The sequence below is a fragment of the Williamsia sp. D3 genome, from assembly GCF_000506245.1.
Taxonomy (GTDB): Bacteria; Actinomycetota; Actinomycetes; order Mycobacteriales; family Mycobacteriaceae; genus Williamsia; species Williamsia muralis.
Genome location: NZ_AYTE01000043.1, coordinates 16,530 through 33,817, shown reverse-complemented (window position 1 = coordinate 33,817; position 17,288 = coordinate 16,530). Strand labels below are relative to the sequence as shown.

The 17,288-nt window shown below is 63.3% G+C and carries 29 protein-coding genes; 23 read left to right on the top strand and 6 right to left on the bottom strand.

The window, feature by feature from the left end:
• Positions 1-529 precede the first annotated feature (529 nt).
• The 4 genes from W823_RS52100 (at position 530) to W823_RS59740 (ending at position 2,981) form a co-directional block, all read left to right on the top strand.
• Positions 530-1,792, top strand: coding sequence for an IS110 family transposase (locus tag W823_RS52100; RefSeq protein ID WP_023961966.1), 1,263 nt, complete (start codon positions 530-532; stop codon positions 1,790-1,792).
• A gap of 67 nt (positions 1,793-1,859) precedes the next feature.
• Positions 1,860-2,075, top strand: a complete 216-nt coding sequence (locus W823_RS0130590) for a hypothetical protein (RefSeq protein WP_152538163.1) — start codon at positions 1,860-1,862, stop codon at positions 2,073-2,075.
• Positions 2,072-2,689: a site-specific DNA-methyltransferase gene (locus W823_RS57485; RefSeq protein ID WP_200866410.1), complete on the top strand. Its 618-nt coding sequence runs from the start codon at positions 2,072-2,074 to the stop codon at positions 2,687-2,689. Before W823_RS0130590 ends, W823_RS57485 begins: the two co-directional genes overlap by 4 nt.
• Positions 2,604-2,981, top strand: coding sequence for a DNA methyltransferase (locus tag W823_RS59740; RefSeq protein ID WP_200866409.1), 378 nt, complete (start codon positions 2,604-2,606; stop codon positions 2,979-2,981). The genes W823_RS57485 and W823_RS59740 overlap by 86 nt, the downstream gene beginning before the upstream one ends.
• Here the strand turns inward: W823_RS59740 and W823_RS52090 are convergent.
• Positions 2,960-3,601: a hypothetical protein gene (locus W823_RS52090; protein ID WP_023961962.1), complete on the bottom strand. Its 642-nt coding sequence runs from the start codon at positions 3,599-3,601 to the stop codon at positions 2,960-2,962. The two genes, W823_RS59740 and W823_RS52090, sit on opposite strands and share 22 nt — an antisense overlap.
• Positions 3,602-3,774: 173 nt before the next feature.
• On the opposite strand from W823_RS52090, the gene W823_RS52085 reads away from it, so the two are divergent.
• The 5 genes from W823_RS52085 (at position 3,775) to W823_RS52070 (ending at position 6,831) form a co-directional block, all read left to right on the top strand.
• A complete protein-coding gene (locus W823_RS52085) occupies positions 3,775-4,008 on the top strand; it encodes a hypothetical protein (protein ID WP_023961960.1) in 234 nt (77 codons plus the stop codon).
• Positions 4,009-4,398: 390 nt separating this feature from the next.
• Positions 4,399-4,836: a hypothetical protein gene (locus tag W823_RS56885; protein ID WP_023961958.1), complete on the top strand. Its 438-nt coding sequence runs from the start codon at positions 4,399-4,401 to the stop codon at positions 4,834-4,836.
• Positions 4,837-4,906: 70 nt separating this feature from the next.
• Entirely contained in the window at positions 4,907-5,257 is a 351-nt protein-coding gene (locus W823_RS52080) for a hypothetical protein (RefSeq protein WP_023961956.1), read from the top strand.
• A 53-nt stretch (positions 5,258-5,310) separates the two neighbouring features.
• Positions 5,311-5,631, top strand: a complete 321-nt coding sequence (locus tag W823_RS52075; RefSeq protein ID WP_023961954.1) for a hypothetical protein — start codon at positions 5,311-5,313, stop codon at positions 5,629-5,631.
• 261 nt (positions 5,632-5,892) lie between these two features.
• The gene (locus W823_RS52070; protein ID WP_023961952.1) at positions 5,893-6,831 is read left to right on the top strand and encodes an ArdC-like ssDNA-binding domain-containing protein; all 939 of its coding nucleotides are present in this window, start codon (positions 5,893-5,895) and stop codon (positions 6,829-6,831) included.
• Positions 6,832-7,215: 384 nt separating this feature from the next.
• On the opposite strand, the gene W823_RS52065 is transcribed toward W823_RS52070, so the two are convergent.
• Entirely contained in the window at positions 7,216-7,830 is a 615-nt protein-coding gene (locus W823_RS52065) for a hypothetical protein (RefSeq protein WP_023961950.1), read from the bottom strand.
• Positions 7,831-8,280: 450 nt separating this feature from the next.
• Here W823_RS52065 and W823_RS52060 point away from each other — a divergent pair, with 450 nt between their 5' ends.
• The 12 genes from W823_RS52060 (at position 8,281) to W823_RS52015 (ending at position 13,581) form a co-directional block, all read left to right on the top strand.
• Positions 8,281-8,862: an LPD29 domain-containing protein gene (locus W823_RS52060; RefSeq protein WP_023961948.1), complete on the top strand. Its 582-nt coding sequence runs from the start codon at positions 8,281-8,283 to the stop codon at positions 8,860-8,862.
• 30 nt (positions 8,863-8,892) lie between these two features.
• A complete protein-coding gene (locus tag W823_RS52055; protein ID WP_023961946.1) occupies positions 8,893-9,279 on the top strand; it encodes a hypothetical protein in 387 nt (128 codons plus the stop codon).
• A gap of 395 nt (positions 9,280-9,674) precedes the next feature.
• The gene (locus tag W823_RS58265) at positions 9,675-9,833 is read left to right on the top strand and encodes a hypothetical protein (protein WP_023961944.1); all 159 of its coding nucleotides are present in this window, start codon (positions 9,675-9,677) and stop codon (positions 9,831-9,833) included.
• 167 nt (positions 9,834-10,000) lie between these two features.
• Positions 10,001-10,153, top strand: a complete 153-nt coding sequence (locus W823_RS58260) for a hypothetical protein (RefSeq protein WP_023961942.1) — start codon at positions 10,001-10,003, stop codon at positions 10,151-10,153.
• A gap of 354 nt (positions 10,154-10,507) precedes the next feature.
• Positions 10,508-10,753, top strand: a complete 246-nt coding sequence (nrdH, locus tag W823_RS52050) for a glutaredoxin-like protein NrdH (protein WP_023961940.1) — start codon at positions 10,508-10,510, stop codon at positions 10,751-10,753.
• Positions 10,754-10,769: 16 nt separating this feature from the next.
• Entirely contained in the window at positions 10,770-11,048 is a 279-nt protein-coding gene (locus tag W823_RS52045) for a hypothetical protein (protein ID WP_023961938.1), read from the top strand.
• A gap of 28 nt (positions 11,049-11,076) precedes the next feature.
• The gene (locus W823_RS52040) at positions 11,077-11,346 is read left to right on the top strand and encodes a hypothetical protein (RefSeq protein ID WP_031333261.1); all 270 of its coding nucleotides are present in this window, start codon (positions 11,077-11,079) and stop codon (positions 11,344-11,346) included.
• Between the two features lie 40 nt (positions 11,347-11,386).
• The gene (locus tag W823_RS52035) at positions 11,387-12,016 is read left to right on the top strand and encodes a DnaB-like helicase N-terminal domain-containing protein (protein ID WP_023961934.1); all 630 of its coding nucleotides are present in this window, start codon (positions 11,387-11,389) and stop codon (positions 12,014-12,016) included.
• A gap of 26 nt (positions 12,017-12,042) precedes the next feature.
• Complete coding sequence (locus W823_RS52030; RefSeq protein ID WP_235189655.1) at positions 12,043-12,222, top strand: hypothetical protein; 180 nt, start codon at positions 12,043-12,045, stop codon at positions 12,220-12,222.
• Between the two features lie 30 nt (positions 12,223-12,252).
• Entirely contained in the window at positions 12,253-12,465 is a 213-nt protein-coding gene (locus W823_RS52025) for a hypothetical protein (protein WP_023961930.1), read from the top strand.
• 47 nt (positions 12,466-12,512) lie between these two features.
• Positions 12,513-12,743 (top strand): antitoxin VbhA family protein, encoded by a 231-nt coding sequence (locus W823_RS52020; protein WP_030174755.1) that lies wholly within the window; start codon positions 12,513-12,515, stop codon positions 12,741-12,743.
• 31 nt (positions 12,744-12,774) lie between these two features.
• Positions 12,775-13,581 carry a Fic family protein gene (locus W823_RS52015; RefSeq protein ID WP_023961926.1) on the top strand — a complete coding sequence of 269 codons (807 nt, stop codon included), beginning with the start codon at positions 12,775-12,777 and terminating at the stop codon, positions 13,579-13,581.
• Between the two features lie 57 nt (positions 13,582-13,638).
• Here W823_RS52015 and W823_RS56880 read toward each other — a convergent pair whose 3' ends face one another.
• From W823_RS56880 to W823_RS0130575, 3 genes are all read right to left on the bottom strand, one after another.
• On the bottom strand, positions 13,639-14,013 hold the full coding sequence (locus W823_RS56880) for a hypothetical protein (protein ID WP_023961924.1): 375 nt from the start codon (positions 14,011-14,013) through the stop codon (positions 13,639-13,641).
• 162 nt (positions 14,014-14,175) lie between these two features.
• Entirely contained in the window at positions 14,176-14,361 is a 186-nt protein-coding gene (locus W823_RS52010) for a hypothetical protein (protein ID WP_023961922.1), read from the bottom strand.
• A gap of 6 nt (positions 14,362-14,367) precedes the next feature.
• Complete coding sequence (locus tag W823_RS0130575) at positions 14,368-14,745, bottom strand: hypothetical protein (protein ID WP_023961921.1); 378 nt, start codon at positions 14,743-14,745, stop codon at positions 14,368-14,370.
• 287 nt (positions 14,746-15,032) lie between these two features.
• Here W823_RS0130575 and W823_RS52005 point away from each other — a divergent pair, with 287 nt between their 5' ends.
• Positions 15,033-15,230 carry a DUF1778 domain-containing protein gene (locus W823_RS52005; protein ID WP_023961919.1) on the top strand — a complete coding sequence of 66 codons (198 nt, stop codon included), beginning with the start codon at positions 15,033-15,035 and terminating at the stop codon, positions 15,228-15,230.
• 2 nt (positions 15,231-15,232) lie between these two features.
• A complete protein-coding gene (locus W823_RS52000) occupies positions 15,233-15,622 on the top strand; it encodes a type II toxin-antitoxin system death-on-curing family toxin (RefSeq protein ID WP_031333256.1) in 390 nt (129 codons plus the stop codon).
• A 6-nt stretch (positions 15,623-15,628) separates the two neighbouring features.
• Here W823_RS52000 and W823_RS51995 read toward each other — a convergent pair whose 3' ends face one another.
• Complete coding sequence (locus tag W823_RS51995; protein ID WP_031333254.1) at positions 15,629-17,119, bottom strand: helix-turn-helix domain-containing protein; 1,491 nt, start codon at positions 17,117-17,119, stop codon at positions 15,629-15,631.
• Between the last annotated feature and the right edge of the window lie 169 nt (positions 17,120-17,288).

Below are 17,288 nucleotides of genomic sequence, written 5' to 3'. Positions count from 1 at the left end.
CCGGTCCCGACACGTTTCTCCCCAGACCTGTGTCGCGTTGGCCAGGCTTCTCTCCCCCTCAGTCCGCGTTGTCGGACCTGGCGGTCCGAGCTTCGCCCTGGTGGTCACCACAGGGGCGCGCGCCTTCTCATGGTGGCTGGCCGGGGACCCCGACCTGTCAACCCACGCCCCGGCGGTGTCGCCCGTTCTCCGCTGCGCTGCGCCCGTGCGCTTCAACCACTTTCACACCCGCACTCGCTGCGCTCGCGTGAAAGTGGCTTCCGGCCGCCGGGACTCTTCGGGGTTGACAGCCCACCGTTATCTTTCTTGTCAGACTCCGGTGTTAATACCGGGGCTAGTCAGCCGCTCCGGTATGGCTCACAGCCCTTTGGCCGTGTGTAGGTCTCGGCGGGTGTCGCCGCCGGGGCGGTCTGGCGTCGTTTCACCGCTAATAGAGGCGTGGTTCAGCACTGGCTGGCCCTCATAACGTGTGTGCCGGGAATCGATGCCGCCACTACATCTTCACGACCACGATCGGCGAAGGAGTCCAATGCCAACTGACAGCTACGACGTGTACTGCGGAATCGACGTCGGAAAGTTCAAACATCACGCTATCGCCCTGCGCCCTGACGGCAGCCGAGTTCTCAACCGCGAGCTACCGCAAGACGAGGCGCGTATACGAGATCTGCTCGGAGAGCTGACTGGCCACGGGTCGGTTCTCGTGGTCGTCGACCAGCCGCGAAATATCGGAGCCCTCCCACTGGCGGTCGCTCGAGACTGCGGCCTAGATCTTGCATATCTTCCAGGTCTCCGGATGCGACGTATCGCCGACCTGTACGCGGGCTCAGTGAAGACAGATGCCCGCGATGCGTACGTCATCGCCGACGCCGCAAGGACACTACCCAACACACTCGTCCCAGTTGAAAGCCGCAACGAGATCGTTGAAGGCCTGCGCATCCTCGCCGGGTTTGACGCCGACCTTGCCGTCGAGGAGAACCGCCTGATCAACCGCATACGATCACTTTTGCTGTCGGTGCACCCAGCGCTCGAACGTGCCGTCGGCAAGCAATTGCACCGCCCGATTGGCCCCGGACTCTTGGCCAAATTTGGCGGCCCGCACGGACTATCAAACGCCCGCCCAGCTGCCGTCCGTAAGGTGGCGCGTGGCTACGCTCCACGTGTCGGCGACCACGTCGTGACCACGATTACCAAGGCTCTAGCAGAGCAATCAGTCATCGTCCCGGGTTCAGCAAAGGCTGACTTCGTCATATCGACTCTCGCACAACAACTGCTCGATGTTCGTGCTGCGCGAGCCGAGCTGGAGAAACAGTTCAACGCCGAACTCGAACGCCATCCCCACGGCGCGGTCATCACCTCGATGCCTGGGGTCGGTACCCGGACAGCAGCTACCATCCTTGTCGAGATCAGCGACATTCGAAGATTCGACAACCCCGGTCGATTGGCCGTGTACTCCGGAGTAGCTCCACGAACGCGCCGCTCGGGCACCTCGATTAAAGGCGAGCACCACCAACATGGCGGCAATACCCGACTGAAAAGGGCCATGTACCTGGCCGCATTCGCATCCCTCAAACGCCCGGTTAGTAGGGCCTACTATGACCGCAAGCGCAGCGAGGGCAAAAGCCATCACGCGGCGCTTATCTGTTTAGCACGTCGACGATCGGATGTTCTTTACGCAATGCTCGTCGACGAGACGCTGTACAAGGAGGCAAGCCCCCCAACCTCATCGATGCCGGACGCTGCTCCAGGACCCCACAGCAGGAGGCCCAGGACGACCGTACATAGAGCTGCCTGACCGGCTGTTGCCGCGCGAACGGCGAAGACGCTTTACATGCGACGTCTAGACGTCTACATTCACGCTCATGAGTGAGAAGCCTGGCGTAGTGCGCGACGCGATCCTGAAGTCCTTCACGAAGCCCGGGCCGATGACCATCGACGAAATCCACGCGGCCGTCGAAAAAGACATTGGTCGCGCAGTGGCGCGGTCGTCGGTGCGCTCATATTTGCGGCTAAACACTCCGGCCGTCTTCGAGCGGCTAGACCGCGGCTCGTACCGGAAGAAGCGAGCACGGACATGACTCGCCCGCAGCCGTTCACCTACGGACGAGCTGAGTTGATCAGTACGGACTGCCTCACGTGGCTCAAGAGCCGGGCGGAAAAGTCGATCCATGCCGTAGTCACCGATCCCCCGTACGGTCTGCACGAATATACCGACGATCAACAAGCAAAGCTACGTGCTGGCAAGGGTGGAGTGTGGAGAATCCCGCCGTCGTTCGACGGTCATAAACGCGCACCGTTGCCGCGCTTCACGACTATGACTAAGTCTGATCTGGAACGAATAACTGAGTTCTTTCAGACGTGGGCTGAGTTGCTGCTCCCCGCACTAGTTCCCGGTGCCCACGTCATGGTGGCAGCCAACCCGCTTGTCTCTCCATACATCTCCGCGGCCCTTGGTAACGCCGGTCTAGAACGCCGTGGAGAAATTGTGCGAGCGGTGATGACTATGCGCGGTGGCGACCGGCCCAAGAACGCGCACGACGAGTTCCCGGACGTATCAGTCATGGCCAGATCACAGTGGGAACCGTGGCTACTCTATCGCCGGCCGATTGAGTGCAAGACAGTCGCCGACAATCTACGTAAGTTCAAAAACTGGTGGACTGCGCCGCATCTCAGAGGGCCAACCATTCGGTGATCTAATTCTGTCTCACCCGACGCGGAAGAACGAGCGGGCTTTAGCTGACCATCCCTCACTGAAACCGCAGTCTTTCCTGCGGACTGTGGTCCGCGCCTCACTGCCGATGGGCGAGGGCATCGTGCTTGACCCCTTTGCGGGCTCTGGATCGACGCTCGCAGCCGCAGAGAACATCGGTTACGAATCTATTGGCCTAGAACGCGATCCCCACTATTTCAAGTTGGCAAAAGCGGCAATCCCTAGACTCGCACAGTTCCAGACACGACCCGGTCAGACCCGCCACGCCGAATGACCACCGTCGCCCACATCCAGATAGACCCAACTCTGCCGAAACTTCTTAATCCCCTCGCGGTGTAACGTCGACGTCGGTGTCCCAAGCGCTCCACGGGTGTTCCGGCGGAAGTCGTCAACGACGACCTCGGCTAAGTAGATCTCCCGAAATCTCAGCGGCTCACGGTCGTACACCGACTTGCTGCGGTCGTTGTCGACCTCGTACACCCACACACAAAGTGTCTGGTTACGAGCGCCATGCATATCAACCGCGCCACCCCGGCTGCGAGTCGCTTTTATCTCGACACCCTCTTCGCCGGCCTTAACCCCGTCCTGGGGGTAACGGCCCTTCACGATTAGATCAGGATGGCCGTTGTGAAAGAGGTTCGAGGTCAACCCTCGCGAGTGATTCGCAACACTGTCGGTAATCATGTCGGATAACATGCCTGACATTGCAGCGGGCCGAAGCATCTCATCGAGTCGTTGCAACCCTCTGCCCGTCAAGTTCTCATTGACATCGCCGAAGAAGTCATAGACGTCTTGCATCGCAGACACGAAGTCCGTCCTTCGAAGCGAGTACGGGTACTTGAACCCGGCATTGAACTTGGAGTCGTCTACCTCTGCTCGCCTTACCTCCGCCATGCGCGCAGGCTATCAGCCAGCCGCCTCATATCCGCGCAGCTCAGCTGGTTCATTCAACGGGTTGCCAGCTGTAGTCGTTGGGCGCCCGCCGGCGGATTCAGTTGCGAAGTTGATAGAAGCACCCGCCCAGCCCGACTGCAAGGCGTCAGCGCCACCTACCGAAAGGCCGAATCATGTCCGCAGCAACCAGCACCATCCCCGAGATCCTCGAACAGGCCCGCCAAGCCATCCACGAGGCCGTCGCGGCCGGCAACGGCACCGACCGACAACGCTCGGCCGCCCACCACGCCGAAAGCCTGGCCAACACCATCCTCCTCGAGCAGGCGGCCACCACCGCCCAGCGAGAGCGGGCCAGCTACTACCTCGAAGAAGCCATCGGTATCCAGCACCCCCAGCCAGCTCACTGAACCCACATACAAGGGCCCACCCCCGAGATACGGGGTGGGCCCTCGTTGTGCGTTCATCACGCGGCAGACGAACCGGAATGCCCGCTGCGCGGTCACCTGATCGGAAGCGCCTGCGGCGCACAGTGCCCGGCCTAGCGGCCGGTTTCTCTCGTTTTGTCCCTTCTGGCCGTCCGAGTGTGACCGGCGTCGTCCGCCACACAAGACCGCGGCTGCGGCCCTGCGGGCTCGGAAACTTTTCACACCCGCACTCCGCTGCGCTCCGCGTGAAAACTTTCCGCCCGCGGTCTTGTGTTCTGTCCTCCTGAGCCGGTCCACCTCTCCCCTTGCCAGAAGGGCAAAACAGTGGGCGGACACCAGGTCTGCCGCACCGACCCGAGGGAGACCCCAGTCATGGACATTGCCGAGATCGCCGATCACATCAACCCACGTCGCGCCCAGCTCGCCGTCGCATCGGTGATGGCCGCGCTCGGATCGGCCAGAGAATGGCGCGGTGACCTCGTGACATCTGTCGACCACGAACTGCGGTCCGCGTGGGCCGGGACCGGGTTGCCGTCCTACAGCGTTCAAAGCGCTGAGGCGGTGGAGTTTTGGCAGAGCGCCGTCGACGCCGGAACACCGGCCGAGGCGCCCGACGCCCTGACGGTGTGGGCCGACATCTTCGGCGGACTCGACGTGGCCGACGACATCGCCGGTGCCCTCACCTGCCTCGAAGCAGAAGCAACAGTCGCCGCTTTGCGGGCCGCCGGAAACCCGGAGGCTGCCGAGACGTTCTGGGCCGCGCACCTGCGCCGCGACACCTCAGACGGCGAAGAACACACCGACCACTGATGTGGGTGGGCGGGCCACCCCCCGACCCGGTGGCCCGCCTGCCGATCATCATCGACTGAAAGGCCCCGACATGCATAACGTCACCGAACTGGAGTTGTTCGCCCGCTGCGTGCTCCCCGGGTGCGTCAACCCGATCGGCGAGCAGGGCGACGTGTGCCCGGACTGCGCGCGGGCGTTCACCGGCTACCTGCAGGCCAGCGCCCGGCCGCCGCTGACCGAGGCCGAGCAGCACGACCGCGACCAACAGGTCCGCGCCGCCCACCGCGCCCAGCTCAGCGTGGCCGCCGCAGTGGCGGCCGCCGATCAGGCCGGCGAGACCATCACCCGAGCCAACCAGCGGTGCTGGCTCTGCGAAGAGCGACGCACCTGCACCCGCGTCAGCGGGCAATGGGAATGCCGCCATTGCCGCACCGTCACCTGACGCACAGTCCCGAAATGTGCTGCGCCACAGCCCCCCGATCCAGGAGAACCCTCATGAACGCCGTTGCCGCGCTCACCCTTCCCGACCTGTACGCCACCGTTGCCCCAGACGGAGGCACGTTCGTTCTGTGGTGGACCGACTACGTCGCGAACGAATGGACCGAAACCCACCCCGACCTGGGCACCGCCCTGGCCCGCCTCGCTGTGCTGCACCACTGCGTCAGCCACGGCGAAGGGTTCGACGTCGAGCCCGTCGACTTCGTGCCCGTCGCTACCGCGTTCCTGAACGCAAGCACCACCATGCCCGCTGCGCGGTCACCTCGATTGAGCGCCTGGCGGCGCGCAGTGCTCGGCCTGCGGCCGAGATCCGCTTGACGTGACCGGCCTTCGGCACGGTCACGTTTTTGTCCTTCTGGCCTTCCGAGTGTGACCGGTTCGTCCGCACTTCGAACAGGTGACTATCGCCCCTGCGGGGTCGAACACTTTTTCAAACCGCACTCGCTGCGCTCGCTGAAAAACTGTCCGATCACCTGCCACTCCGTTCTGTCCTCAGCCCGGTCCACCTCTCCATTGCCAGAAGGGCAAAAAAGTTGGCGGACACCAGGTCTGCCACCGATTTCGAGGGGAGCAGCCACCATGACCCGCAGCGCGACCACCGCAGCAGACAAAGCACAAGCCCGCAAAGAACTCGCCGAGCAGCTCCACGCATCCATCGCCGACAAGGTCGAAGCCCTGACCAACAGCGACCAATGGACCCGATTTCTCGAACAGTCCGCAGCGTTCCACGCCTACAGCTTCAAAAACGTTGTCCTGATCCTCACCCAATGCCCCGAGGCCACCGCAGTCGCCGGTTACAACCAGTGGCTCGAACGCGGTCGCCACGTACGAGCCGGACAAAAAGCCATCCGCATCTTCGGCTACAGCTCCAAAAGGATTACCGACACCGACCCCGACACCGGCGAGGAAACCGAACGCCGAGCACCCCGATTTCCTATCCTGTCGGTGTTCGACGAGTCGCAAACCGACCCCAACACCGAACTCACCCCGCGCATGCTTAAAGCCAACCCCAAAGCAAAGCTCTGGGCAGACATCGAACAGAACCCCTCCCAGCGCCTCACCGGAGCCGACCCTGACGGCATCTACGGCCAGGTTCGCGACGTGATGACCGCCCGAGGCTGGACCATCACCCGCCGCGAGCTCGACGGCCACACCAACGGCTACACCACCTGCGACGGCAGCCGCCAGATCGTCATCGAAACCGCCCTAGAACCTGCCCAAACGGCGAAAACGATGATCCACGAGGCAGCCCACGCACTGCTCCACGCCGATCTCACCGGCACTGACCGCCGCCAGCTGCACCGAGGTATCCGCGAAGTCGAAGCCGAATCAGTCGCTTACGTACTGGCTGGCCTCCTCGGACTCGACACGACCAGCTACAGCATCGGCTACATAGCCGAATGGGCCGAAGCAGACACCGAATTGGTCAGCGCCACCGGAAGACGAGTCCTCGACACCGTCCACACCCTCGCCGAGGAACTCAACCCACAACCAACCGACAAGACAGCCGCCGCCTGACCAGGGCCGGTGGTGCCGGCGGAAAACCCACCCGCCGGCACCACCGGCACAAAACGGAGCGGCTACGCCGCGCTGCCTCGCCCTTCGATGGCCGGTGACTGCGCTAACGCTCCGCACCAACCACCGAAGGCCGCCCCATACCCGCGCGTCAACGGGTGAAGCCGTGAACGCTTCCTAGATCGGCTACATCAACGGAGCGGCTACGCCGCACTGTGCCAATAAAATCACTGCCCGGCCGCGTCGGGCCCGGACTCGCTCTCGCGGGCTTCCATCTCTGCCTTCACGTCAGCCATGTGTGCGAAATGCTGGCGATCTGCATTTCGTAGGCTGAGCTGTATTGCTTCTTTTCCGAACGGCGTCAGACGTAGACCTGTTGAACTGCCGTCACTTTTGTAAAACGCCCAACGTTTTCAGCCTTGCGGCCGCTTCGCCGAACTCCGCTCCAATGTCTTGAGGAGGAATAACGTCTTGCGATGCCAGTAATTGAATGCCTGTCCGAGGGAAAGTCGCACTTATATGCGCGGCGGCACGATCCAGTCTCAGTGATTTTCGCACGGCGCGAAAGAGTGAAAAACGCACAATGAGGCCGACGCCGGCCACGATCACCGCCGCCACAATCAGCACGAACGCCCAGGGACTAGTGTCGTCGTTATCTTCGTGCGTAACGATTACTGTCAACATCATTGCGAACAGCACAAATCCTATTGATACCTCGATAGTTCCGCCGAATTGTGCGAATCGTTCCCTCGCTCCTGCCCAGAATCCCTTTTGGTCCGCTGCTACACGGCGATCGAAATCCACCAACTCCCGGGCAATTGCGGCCTCGACGACCTTTATGGAATCCAAATGATCGGGCATTTTGTCGTGTATATCGACAAGGTTCTTTAAACGTTCGTGGGGTGTCTTTTTGGCGTTCCTGGTGGCGACAATGGCCGCAATCAAACCAAGAACAAGGGGTGCTAAAACAAACCTAATCCAGTCCGCCCAACCAAGTCCCATGCCAAAAGTATTACCTAGTGCTGCCGCGACACCAAGCTCTCCCGAACCCGCGCCGCTCCCGCACAATCACCTAGACAGCCACGTGCGTCTGGGACCAACAGTCTTTGAGGTCAGCCGCCAGACCAGGTGGCCGGCGTTCATTGCTCGCTACGCGAGCAACCATGTGGAACCGCCTGCGGCGGTGCCGTGGACCGGCCTTCGGCCGGGATCTGATTCGTTTTCCCTTCTGGCCTTCCGATTGTGACCGGCGTCGTCCGCCACACAAGGCCCCGGCTGCGGCCCTTCGGGCTCGGAAACTTGTCACACCCGTACTCCGCTGCGCTCCGCGTGAAAACTTTCCGCCCGCGGTCTTGTGTTCTGTCCTCCTATGCCGGTCTTTATCTCCATTGCCAGAAGGGCAAAAAAGTTGGCGGACACCAGGTCTGCCGCACCAAGGCCGGGAGGGTCACCATGCCGAAGTTCACCACGAAAGAGACTGCCGCCGAGCTTCGTAAGCACCTGCGCGCCACCTGGCCCACCGTGAAGTTTTCCGTCCGTTGCGAACGGGGCACCGGCAGCGCATGGCTCCGGGTGGCCTGGGTTGACGGACCAGCCAACCTCCAAGCCCAAAACGAGTGGTTTGGGTTTCAAAGCGCCCAGTTCAACGGGATGACCGACAGCTACGACCAGCTCGACGACCGCCTGGTGTGCACGGACCCGGCCGAGTTGCCCGAGGTGCGTTCGTACTCGTGCGACGGGATCAACGGCGTACGCGCATTCACCGACGACGCGGTGCGCACGACCGTGCGCCAGCTCATGGACGAAAACACCTGGTTACCGGCAGCATTCGCGGTTGAGGGTATCGACCCCGAGGCCCTGACCTACAACACCCTGCACCGCTCAGCGGCGATGCTCACCCTCGACGCCGGCCGATGGCTCGCGTACCTGGGTGAACCGCTGCCCCGCTCCCCGTACGACCTGGGCATCGCGATCACCAGCGCCCTCTCGGTTACCGACTTCACCACGCCGACGCCGGCACTGCACACCCGCTGACCTACCCGACCCATCGAAAGGATCCCCGTCATGACCTCGACCACCAGCGCCTTCGTTCCCGCTGTCATTCCCGACGAGCTGGCCCGCACGTTCACCGGGATCCTGTGGGCAGCAGCCAACATTGCCGCGACCCGCCCCGAGGTGGTCGACGCCATCGCCGAAGCTGTCCGCGAGATCGGCGGAGTCGATGACGACCAGCAGCTCACCGTGGAATCGGTGTGCGTTAAAGCGGCCGGCCGCCGCGACCCCTGCGCCCTGAACCCGATGCTTCCCGGCCGGCGCTGGGCCAGCTGGGCACCGGGACTGACCGAACGTGAACGGTGGGAATGTCTCGCCGAGATCGCCGACAGGTGGAGTGATCCCAGCGACCGCGACACCGGGCTACGCCCCGGCCGATGGGACGAACCCACCTGCTGATGCTGGGCCGATGGCTGCCCGACCCCTCACACGGGCAGCCACCACCACCTGTGTACCCGCCGCGCGAGGAGTGTTCACGCCACCGTTTGGTGGACAGGGATCGGTTCCGGTCGCGTAGTCGGGCCTACGGCCCGAACTTCGTTCCTGTGGTCACCAAGGGGCGCGCGTCTTCTCATTCTCTCAGTCCGGGGGCCCGACCGGTCAACCCACGCACCAGCGGTGTCGCCCGTTCTCCGCTTCGCTACGCCCGTGCGCTCCAACCACTTTCACACCCGCACTCGCTGCGCTCGCGTGAAAGTGGCTTCCGGCCGCCGCTGCTCTTCGGGGTTGACCGCCCACCCCGCACTGAGCGACTGCGAAGCCGACAGCGTCGACCACAACGAGGAGAACCCACCATGACCATCACCACTGCCTACGCCGACATCGACGGAACGAGCATCATCCGAGAAGGCATCACTACCCACACGATCCGCCAGGACGGAACCAGCCAACTCGAAACCGACTGGCACCTGCCCGACGGCACACCATCTGACCCGTTCGCCGAGACCAGCTAGCGGCGGCCGCCGGCCCCACCCGCAAGGGTGGGGCCCTGTGCTGTGCATCTGCATCTACCAGGACGTATCTATAGCGATCGGGTACACATAGTGGTGTCTCCGGCGAATTGCCGTCCGCCGGCGACGCGCTCTGCCCCGTTTATTGCCGTCAACGAGAAGAGACACCTATGTCTGCTGTTGCTGTCGACCATGACCCGGTCACCACCCACATCACCGAGCTCTACCACCAGCTCCTCACCGGCCACACCAGTGACTTCACTGACACTGACTGGTGGATCATGCAGTGGGCCGGCTACCTCGACGCCGACCAGGCGCACTGACCATCACCACCGGCAGGTGCTGCGATGCAACAGATTTCGAGACACCTCACCCCTGCTGCATTCCCTGATGGCCCCATTGTTGTCACGACCGGACCTGCGGACCAAGAGTCTGCGCCAACAACGCGGCACGCGCTGCGCGTATTTCGCACCACGTTCTTGTCTCCGCTTTCTTGGTCCTCCGGCCCGCCCGCACAAGAGGGCCAGTTATCAGGAAATGACCACACTCTGAACCGCTCGGAAACGCTCAAAACAATTGCGGTTGATTGTCGAAAAGTGTTGCAGCACAACGCAATATCGCATATAATAAAGCTATTAGAAACGCAGTCGCACGAAACTAATCGAGAGGCCAAGACAATGACTGAGCACACCATCACCGTGTACACCAAGCCCGCATGCGTGCAGTGCAATGCCACGTACAAGGCCCTCGACAAGAACGGCCTGGACTACACCGTCGTCGACATCACCACCAACGACCAGGCCCGCGACTACGTGATGGGACTGGGTTACCTACAGGCACCGGTTGTGGTGGCCGGCGACGACCACTGGTCCGGTTTCCGGCCGGATCGGGTCAAGGCACTCGCTGCTCACGCGGCGGCATGAAGAGAGGGGGAAGCAGATGAGCGTTGACAGTGCGGAGTTCGCACACGAGATGGATCAAATCGAGGAGGCCCGCAACCTCGACATCGCTGCCACCCGAGCCGATCTGGCAGCCACCTTACGCGCGGCCGGCGAACACCTGGAACACGCTGACCGGTTGACGGCAGCTCTGGGTGAACGGCAGCTGTATGACACCGACTACGCCGATAGTGCGGCCGGGCCCGATGCAGAGCGATGGATCGCCGACGCTGCACGTGACATCCGAGCCGCCCACCGCATCATCACTTCCCTTCCCTGAGCAGTCTTTTCGATTGGAGACCCACACCATGACCGCAGTGACCAGCTACGCCGACCGAGCACAGCACTACCGACAACAAGCGCAGGCCCGACGAGCCGCCGGCGACCTCGAGGACACCGCCCGTCTCGAGGAGTTGGCCGAGCGCGCCGAGCAGGCACACCAGCTACGGCCATGGTCCGCCGCGCACGAAGCGTTGCGCTACGACGACCAGGACTGCTGCCGCGAATGCCACGAGCACCTCAGTGACCCGCACGGGCCGGGGTGTGTGTACGCGGACTTGTCCTATGCCACCGACTGACCCAGGCCGAACGCCCACGAGCGACGGAAACGAGGACCCGATGACCATCACAGCAACCGACATGGCCACCGACATCGAGTCGGCCGGCGAGGTCACCCCAGACAACGAAGCCCTCACCGTCGATCAATTCCCCAGCCACCTGGGCGGCGACGTCAGCACCGAAGACGCCATCACCACCAGCGTCGAGGCTGCGTTCCTGACCGCACTGATGTGGGCCCCGAAAGACCTGGCCCAGCAGGTCCGGCAGATCATGACCGGACCCGACCGGTGGAATCCGTTCTGGAGCCCCGCGCACGCCGAGATCTTCGCCGCCGTGAGTAGCGTCCTGGACGAGGGCGGCCCGGCGAACCCGGTCCTGGTCCAAGCCCGGCTATACGAGACCGGCCGCCTGGCCCGCGTCGAGCAGCACTTGTTCGCGATCCTGTCCCCCGCTCAGGGACCACTGATCGGTGGTGTGGAACTGCCGCACCTGGCCGCCAAAGTGATCGACCAGTGGTACCGGCGCGGCTACGCCGGCCTGCTGGCCCGCATGTCCCAGATCCGCGAGACCGTCAGCGTCGAGGAACTCGCCGGCCATTGGGAAAGCCTCACCGGCCACCAGCAGCGTGCCGAAGAACTGTGGCTGACCAAACGCGACCAGCTCGCCCGCCTGCACCAGGGCACAGCATGAACGGCCACCACATGCGAGGAGGTCCGGTGTTGCGGGCCGAGGATCTGCACAAGATGGCCTGGCACATGCACTACGACGAAGGCATGAGCTGGGAACAGATCGCCGCTGAGCTCGAGGAACCCCTCGCCGCCGTCGAACGCATGGCCGCCGCCTACGAACACCTCACCGACACCGTGGCCGCCGACGCCCAACACGTCCTGTTCTGACCAGACCCACCGCGCGAAGGAGCCGACGCGATGACATCGCCGAACCCACGTCCGACCGAAGAGCAGATTGCCGCTCGCACCGAGGAACAGATTCTCGCCGCCGTCGCGGCCGGCCACGACATGGACGACATGCCACTGACCGACGCCGACCGCGCGGCCGTGCGTCGGATCGCACGGGGAGAAACTACCGGCAACGACGAAGTGGCCACCCTGCTCGCGGCGATCCGCGCACGCACCACCTGATGAACCGCTACTGCCACCACCACCTGAGGAGAAATACGATGTCTGTCATGACCGAGGAACCCGGCTGGGCTGTGCGCTACCCCGATCTGTTCGCCGGTCTGACCGAGCAGCAGAAGTGGAACGTGCACAACAACATCGCCAACCACGTGATGGAAGGGTGGAACCCCGACCGCGACGACGTCGCGGATCTGACCGCGCTGACTCGTGGGGACATCGACCGCGCCGAATACGTGCGGCGCGGTTTGGAGCGTGTGGACGCTCGATTTCCGGACGCCTGACCTCGTACGGGCAGGCAGGGGGCGCGGATCGGTGAGGTCCTGGGACGACTACTTCTGGCCGGGCACAACCGTGCTGACCAACAAACTGGGCATCACCGATGCCGGCAAGCTCGCGGCCGCCGAGCACGTACTGACCACCGCAGCCGCCCGCGACATCCTCGACGGCGTGATCGAGATACCCCACACCTTCGATGCCGCCCACCTGCAAGCGCTCCACGGACACCTGTTCGGTGAGCTGTACGACTGGGCCGGGGAGTTCCGGCAGGTGCCGATGTCCAAAGAAGGCGTGGCGTTCGCCGACGTCAACCGCATCCCGGTCTACCTCCGAGACGCCGAACGTGTGGTGAAAGAGGTTCCCTGGCCGCAACTGTCGCGCGAGGAGTTCGCCGACCAAGCAGCCCGTGTGTACGCCAACATCAACTTCGCGCACGGATTCCGAGAGGGCAACGGCCGGGCAGGAAAACTATTCGTCGCCCAGCTCGCCGAAAAGACCGCGTACGCCTTCGACTTCGAGGCGATCGACCCGCGGCTATGGAACCAGCAATCGAAGTTTTCGATCCCCGACCTCGGTGAGCACACCCCCCACCACCACGAGCTCACCCCCGTATTCGCGCGCATCATGATCGACCGGCCCACACCGCCGCCGGCAGTCACCGACGTCAACGAAGCAGCCCGGGCAGCCGCCCGGTTCGCCACCCGCGATCACCCCACCAACCCTCGACGTGCGGCCACCCGCCCGACGACCGGACAAGGCCCCTCGTCGACCTCGTACCGGTCGCCGGCGCACTACCGCCGAGACCCAGGCCGCGACAGAGGAACCGAGTCCGGCCGCGGCTGAATGTCTGCCGCCCGTCTGGCTTGCTGTAGCTGACGCGTGATCGAGGCGGTGAGGCTGCTAACGCGTCCAGATCCCGTTGGTGCAGACGATGTCGTTGTACGACATCCCTGGGTTGTTGCCACACGGGCCGCCGATTACGACCGGGTAGCCGTCGATTTCCACCGGACCGAACGGCGCCTCAATGTCGGCCGGGTCCTCGACCGTGACTGTCTCAGTGGCCTGCCCGTCCGGCACCTCAACCGTGACCGTCTCGGTGTAAGTGCTCACCGGTGGCGCGACGGTCGTCGAGCTCGGTGGCGAGGTGACCATGGTGACTCCGGTGAGCGACGAACTGGCCGGGCTAGGTGACGGAGCGCTGTCATCGCCGCCGTCCGAGGAGCAAGCGGTCGCGAACAGTCCAAGCGCGATCAAGCCGATCATGTGCCGCTTCATATGGAGCGCCTTTCGGTGTTCTCAGTACGCCCAGAGAGCTAGGGCAGTTCGGCGTCCCGGATCCACATACCGTAGTTGTCCGGTGGGGCGCGCCCCGCAATGCTTGCTTGCGGCGCCGTCACACCCGCTGCTCCTGCGTCTGGCGCCGCTAAGGCTCCCGGCTCAAAACCCGAACCCCCACAAAGCGATCAGCGTGGCGATGCCTCCTACCACGAGCACCCCACCACCTACCGCGAACCGCACTGCCGTGTCCCGGTCATCGTCGTACCGGACGCGCTGAGCAGTAGCCAGACCACCGACGAGGAAAAGCACCCCGATCACAGTGCCGGCGAAGACAAGCCCATACATCGCCGACTACTCGCCAGCCGCTGCCGAACCAACCGGTGCAGCCTCACTGGTGTGGTCGGGCCCGGTGCGTTCAGAGCTCACAACGGGCGCGGGTCGCGCGGCGGTGCGCCGTGTGCGGCGCGGGCCGGACACTTTCGCGGTGCCCAGTGGGTCGACGTCGAACGGTTTGAGTGTCTTGTGGTCGAAGCCGGCAGCCTTGGCTTCGGTGAGCAACGTGTTGAGCTTGCGCAGACGTTCAGAGTCGGCGGCCAGGAACGCATCGCGCTCGTGAGTCAGTGTCTTGTGGGTGTTCATGATCTCGCGCAGCACAGTGACTTTGCGTTCTGCTTCGGCGCGGACTTGAGCCTCGATGGACTCGAAATTGATAGCAGTCGATGACGACATGATGGTTTGTCTCTTCTCTCGTTGACGGCATAAACGGAGGCTGGAATTACCCGTCCAGTGGCGGGATGGTGTGTGAGCGCAGACGGCAAATCAGGCGTTCACAACCCTGAGGAACCAGGTGGTCCCTCGCTGTCATCGTAGCGGTGCGCGGTGACCGGTGACGCGCTTCGCGCACGGGGGGTCAGCATGGAACTATCCGACCGTCAGCGGCGGTACCTAATTTGGTACCATTGTAGGTACCGCCAGGTAGTGAGAGTGCTGTCTGCAAAGAATCGAGAGGCGCACTGATGCCGTCGTTGAACATCACTTTTACCGATGAGGAACACCGTTTGCTCACCGAGGCAGCGGCCAAGAGTCAGGAGTCACTCAAGACGTTTGTTCATGACGCGGCGATCGAGCGGTCGAGTGCGTACCGCGAACGCGTGGTGGCGATGTCCGCGCAGATTGCGTCGTGGTCGGCGGAGTTGAATGAACGGCTCGCGTGAGCGTGCCTGTGGTCTTTCTTGATCGGTTCGCTGTGCTGGCGGCCGGGTCGGCGGCGTGTGGGTTCACCCCGATTGTCGGGGATGAAGGGTTGTTGGCGGCGGCGATTGCCCGCCCGCAAGCCACCGCGTTCGGGCTCGACGCCTACCCCACCCTGTGGGACAAGGCGGCGGCGTTGATGCACTCGCTGGCCAACAACCACGCGCTGCTTGATGGCAACAAACGCACCGCGTGGGCCAGCGCCTGGTTGTTCCTGGCGATCAATGACGTGGTTGATCTGACGGCGCCGGCGGCCATGGATGTCGACGCCGCCGAACAGTTCGTGTTGTCGGTCTCCTCGGGTCAGATGCCGTGGCAGAAAGTCAGCGAAGGTCTTCGCACTCTCGCGCCGTGACGCAGCTCAGCGTTGGGGTGGGTGTGCCTCCATGAACGCGACGACACGCGGGGGAAGACTGAACCAGTAACCGCCGTCGTTCATCGCCTGCCGGTGCGCTCGTTGCCAGACCTGGTCGAGCGCTGAGGACAGGTCGCTGTCCGAGATATCCGGGAGCAGTTGGTCGCGGACCTCGTTGGCGGTGACGAGTTGTTCGAGCGTGGGGTTGATGCGGTGTTGGTCGAACGCTGCCGACGCCGGATAGCCTGCCGCCATCCCCGGGCCGGCTTTCAGCGACTCGGCGGCGACGATGACGCAGTACAGAATGTCGAACACGCACAGCGCGTTGAGCAACGCGTCGCGGCGGTCATTGAAGTCGTCGGGGTCGGGTTGGATCGTGGGTAGGTCGGGCCGCATCGCCGGGTGTTGCACCATGAGATGGCGTGCCGCGGAGATCATGAGTCCGGGCTTGTCTGCGGGGTACAAATAGGCGTTTGATGCTGCCACCTGGCCTTCGCGGATCCAGGATGGATAGTGCTCGCCGGACGGTGATTGCAGAACCAGCGCGCGTACGTCGCTCCACAATTCAAGGCGGACAAGGCAACTGCCCAGGACGTACACCCGGTCGACGATGGCAAGCTTTTTGCGACTGTCGTCGAACGCCAGTTGAAGATAGATCTTGTGTAACTCGGTGACGGCCCGGCCGTACACCTGCTCGTTCTGATACAGCGATGCGTGCGTACCGATGATCGTGAGCTGATCGAGAGCAGTGGTGTCGTCATCGCCGGCGTGCAATGCGCGCTCGCCGGCCTCGAGTACGAAGGTCTTAATCGGAACGTAGGTGCTCGCGGACACCAAGTGCGACACCAGCGTGTACGCGAACCCGGTCTCATCGAGCCCTGGATCGAGGGGTAGTAGTGCCGGGTTCGCTGTTTGCTGTCCAGCCGCGAGTCGGCTGATCAACGCATCGATGTCGCGGCGTGTTCGTTCCCGGATCGCTTCGTCGTGCCGGGCCAACAACGCCGGCCAATGGCTGTAGTCGAGCGCCACGTTCTGTGCGCCTTCGCGCACGAGCACATCCCCCTTGCGGAACTTGTATCGCTTCCCTTTTGTGGGGACGTCGTAGTCGCCGTCAGCAATCATCGGCAGAGGTGGGCCAGGAGTCGGCGGAACGAAGATCAGCATGACGTCATTGCCGCCAATAGTGTGCAGTTGGCTGACGAGCGCGAGCATGGGCCGGGTGTACTTGCGGAAGATGTCGTTGAGTCTGGCTGGATCGAACCGAGACTGATCAATCGATCCCGAAGATGCGCACGCGTGCCCGTCGTCACCGACGCCGACGAGGATGTAACCGCCGCCCATGTTGCCCATCGCGACCGCATCTTTGACAAAGTTCAGTCTGGTCTCGCGATCAGTCAGATCTAGCGAGGCTTTGTATTCGAGCGCCTGCTGCTCTGCCTGTCCGAGCAGTTCGTGCAGCTTCTCAGAGTCAGTTCGCTCATCGACGACAATGCTCACTCGTAGTCCCCCCAACGCGCCGACACTCTGCGTTGTGATGCAACCACATTCGGTCGCCGCGCGGTCCTGGAAAGCCTCATCGCTCACTGATCGGTGCGCTTTCGCGTGCCCCGCGCACTACCGCCGGACGGACAACCGGCCCCGTGTCGAGCGCGAATCTCCCGCTGTC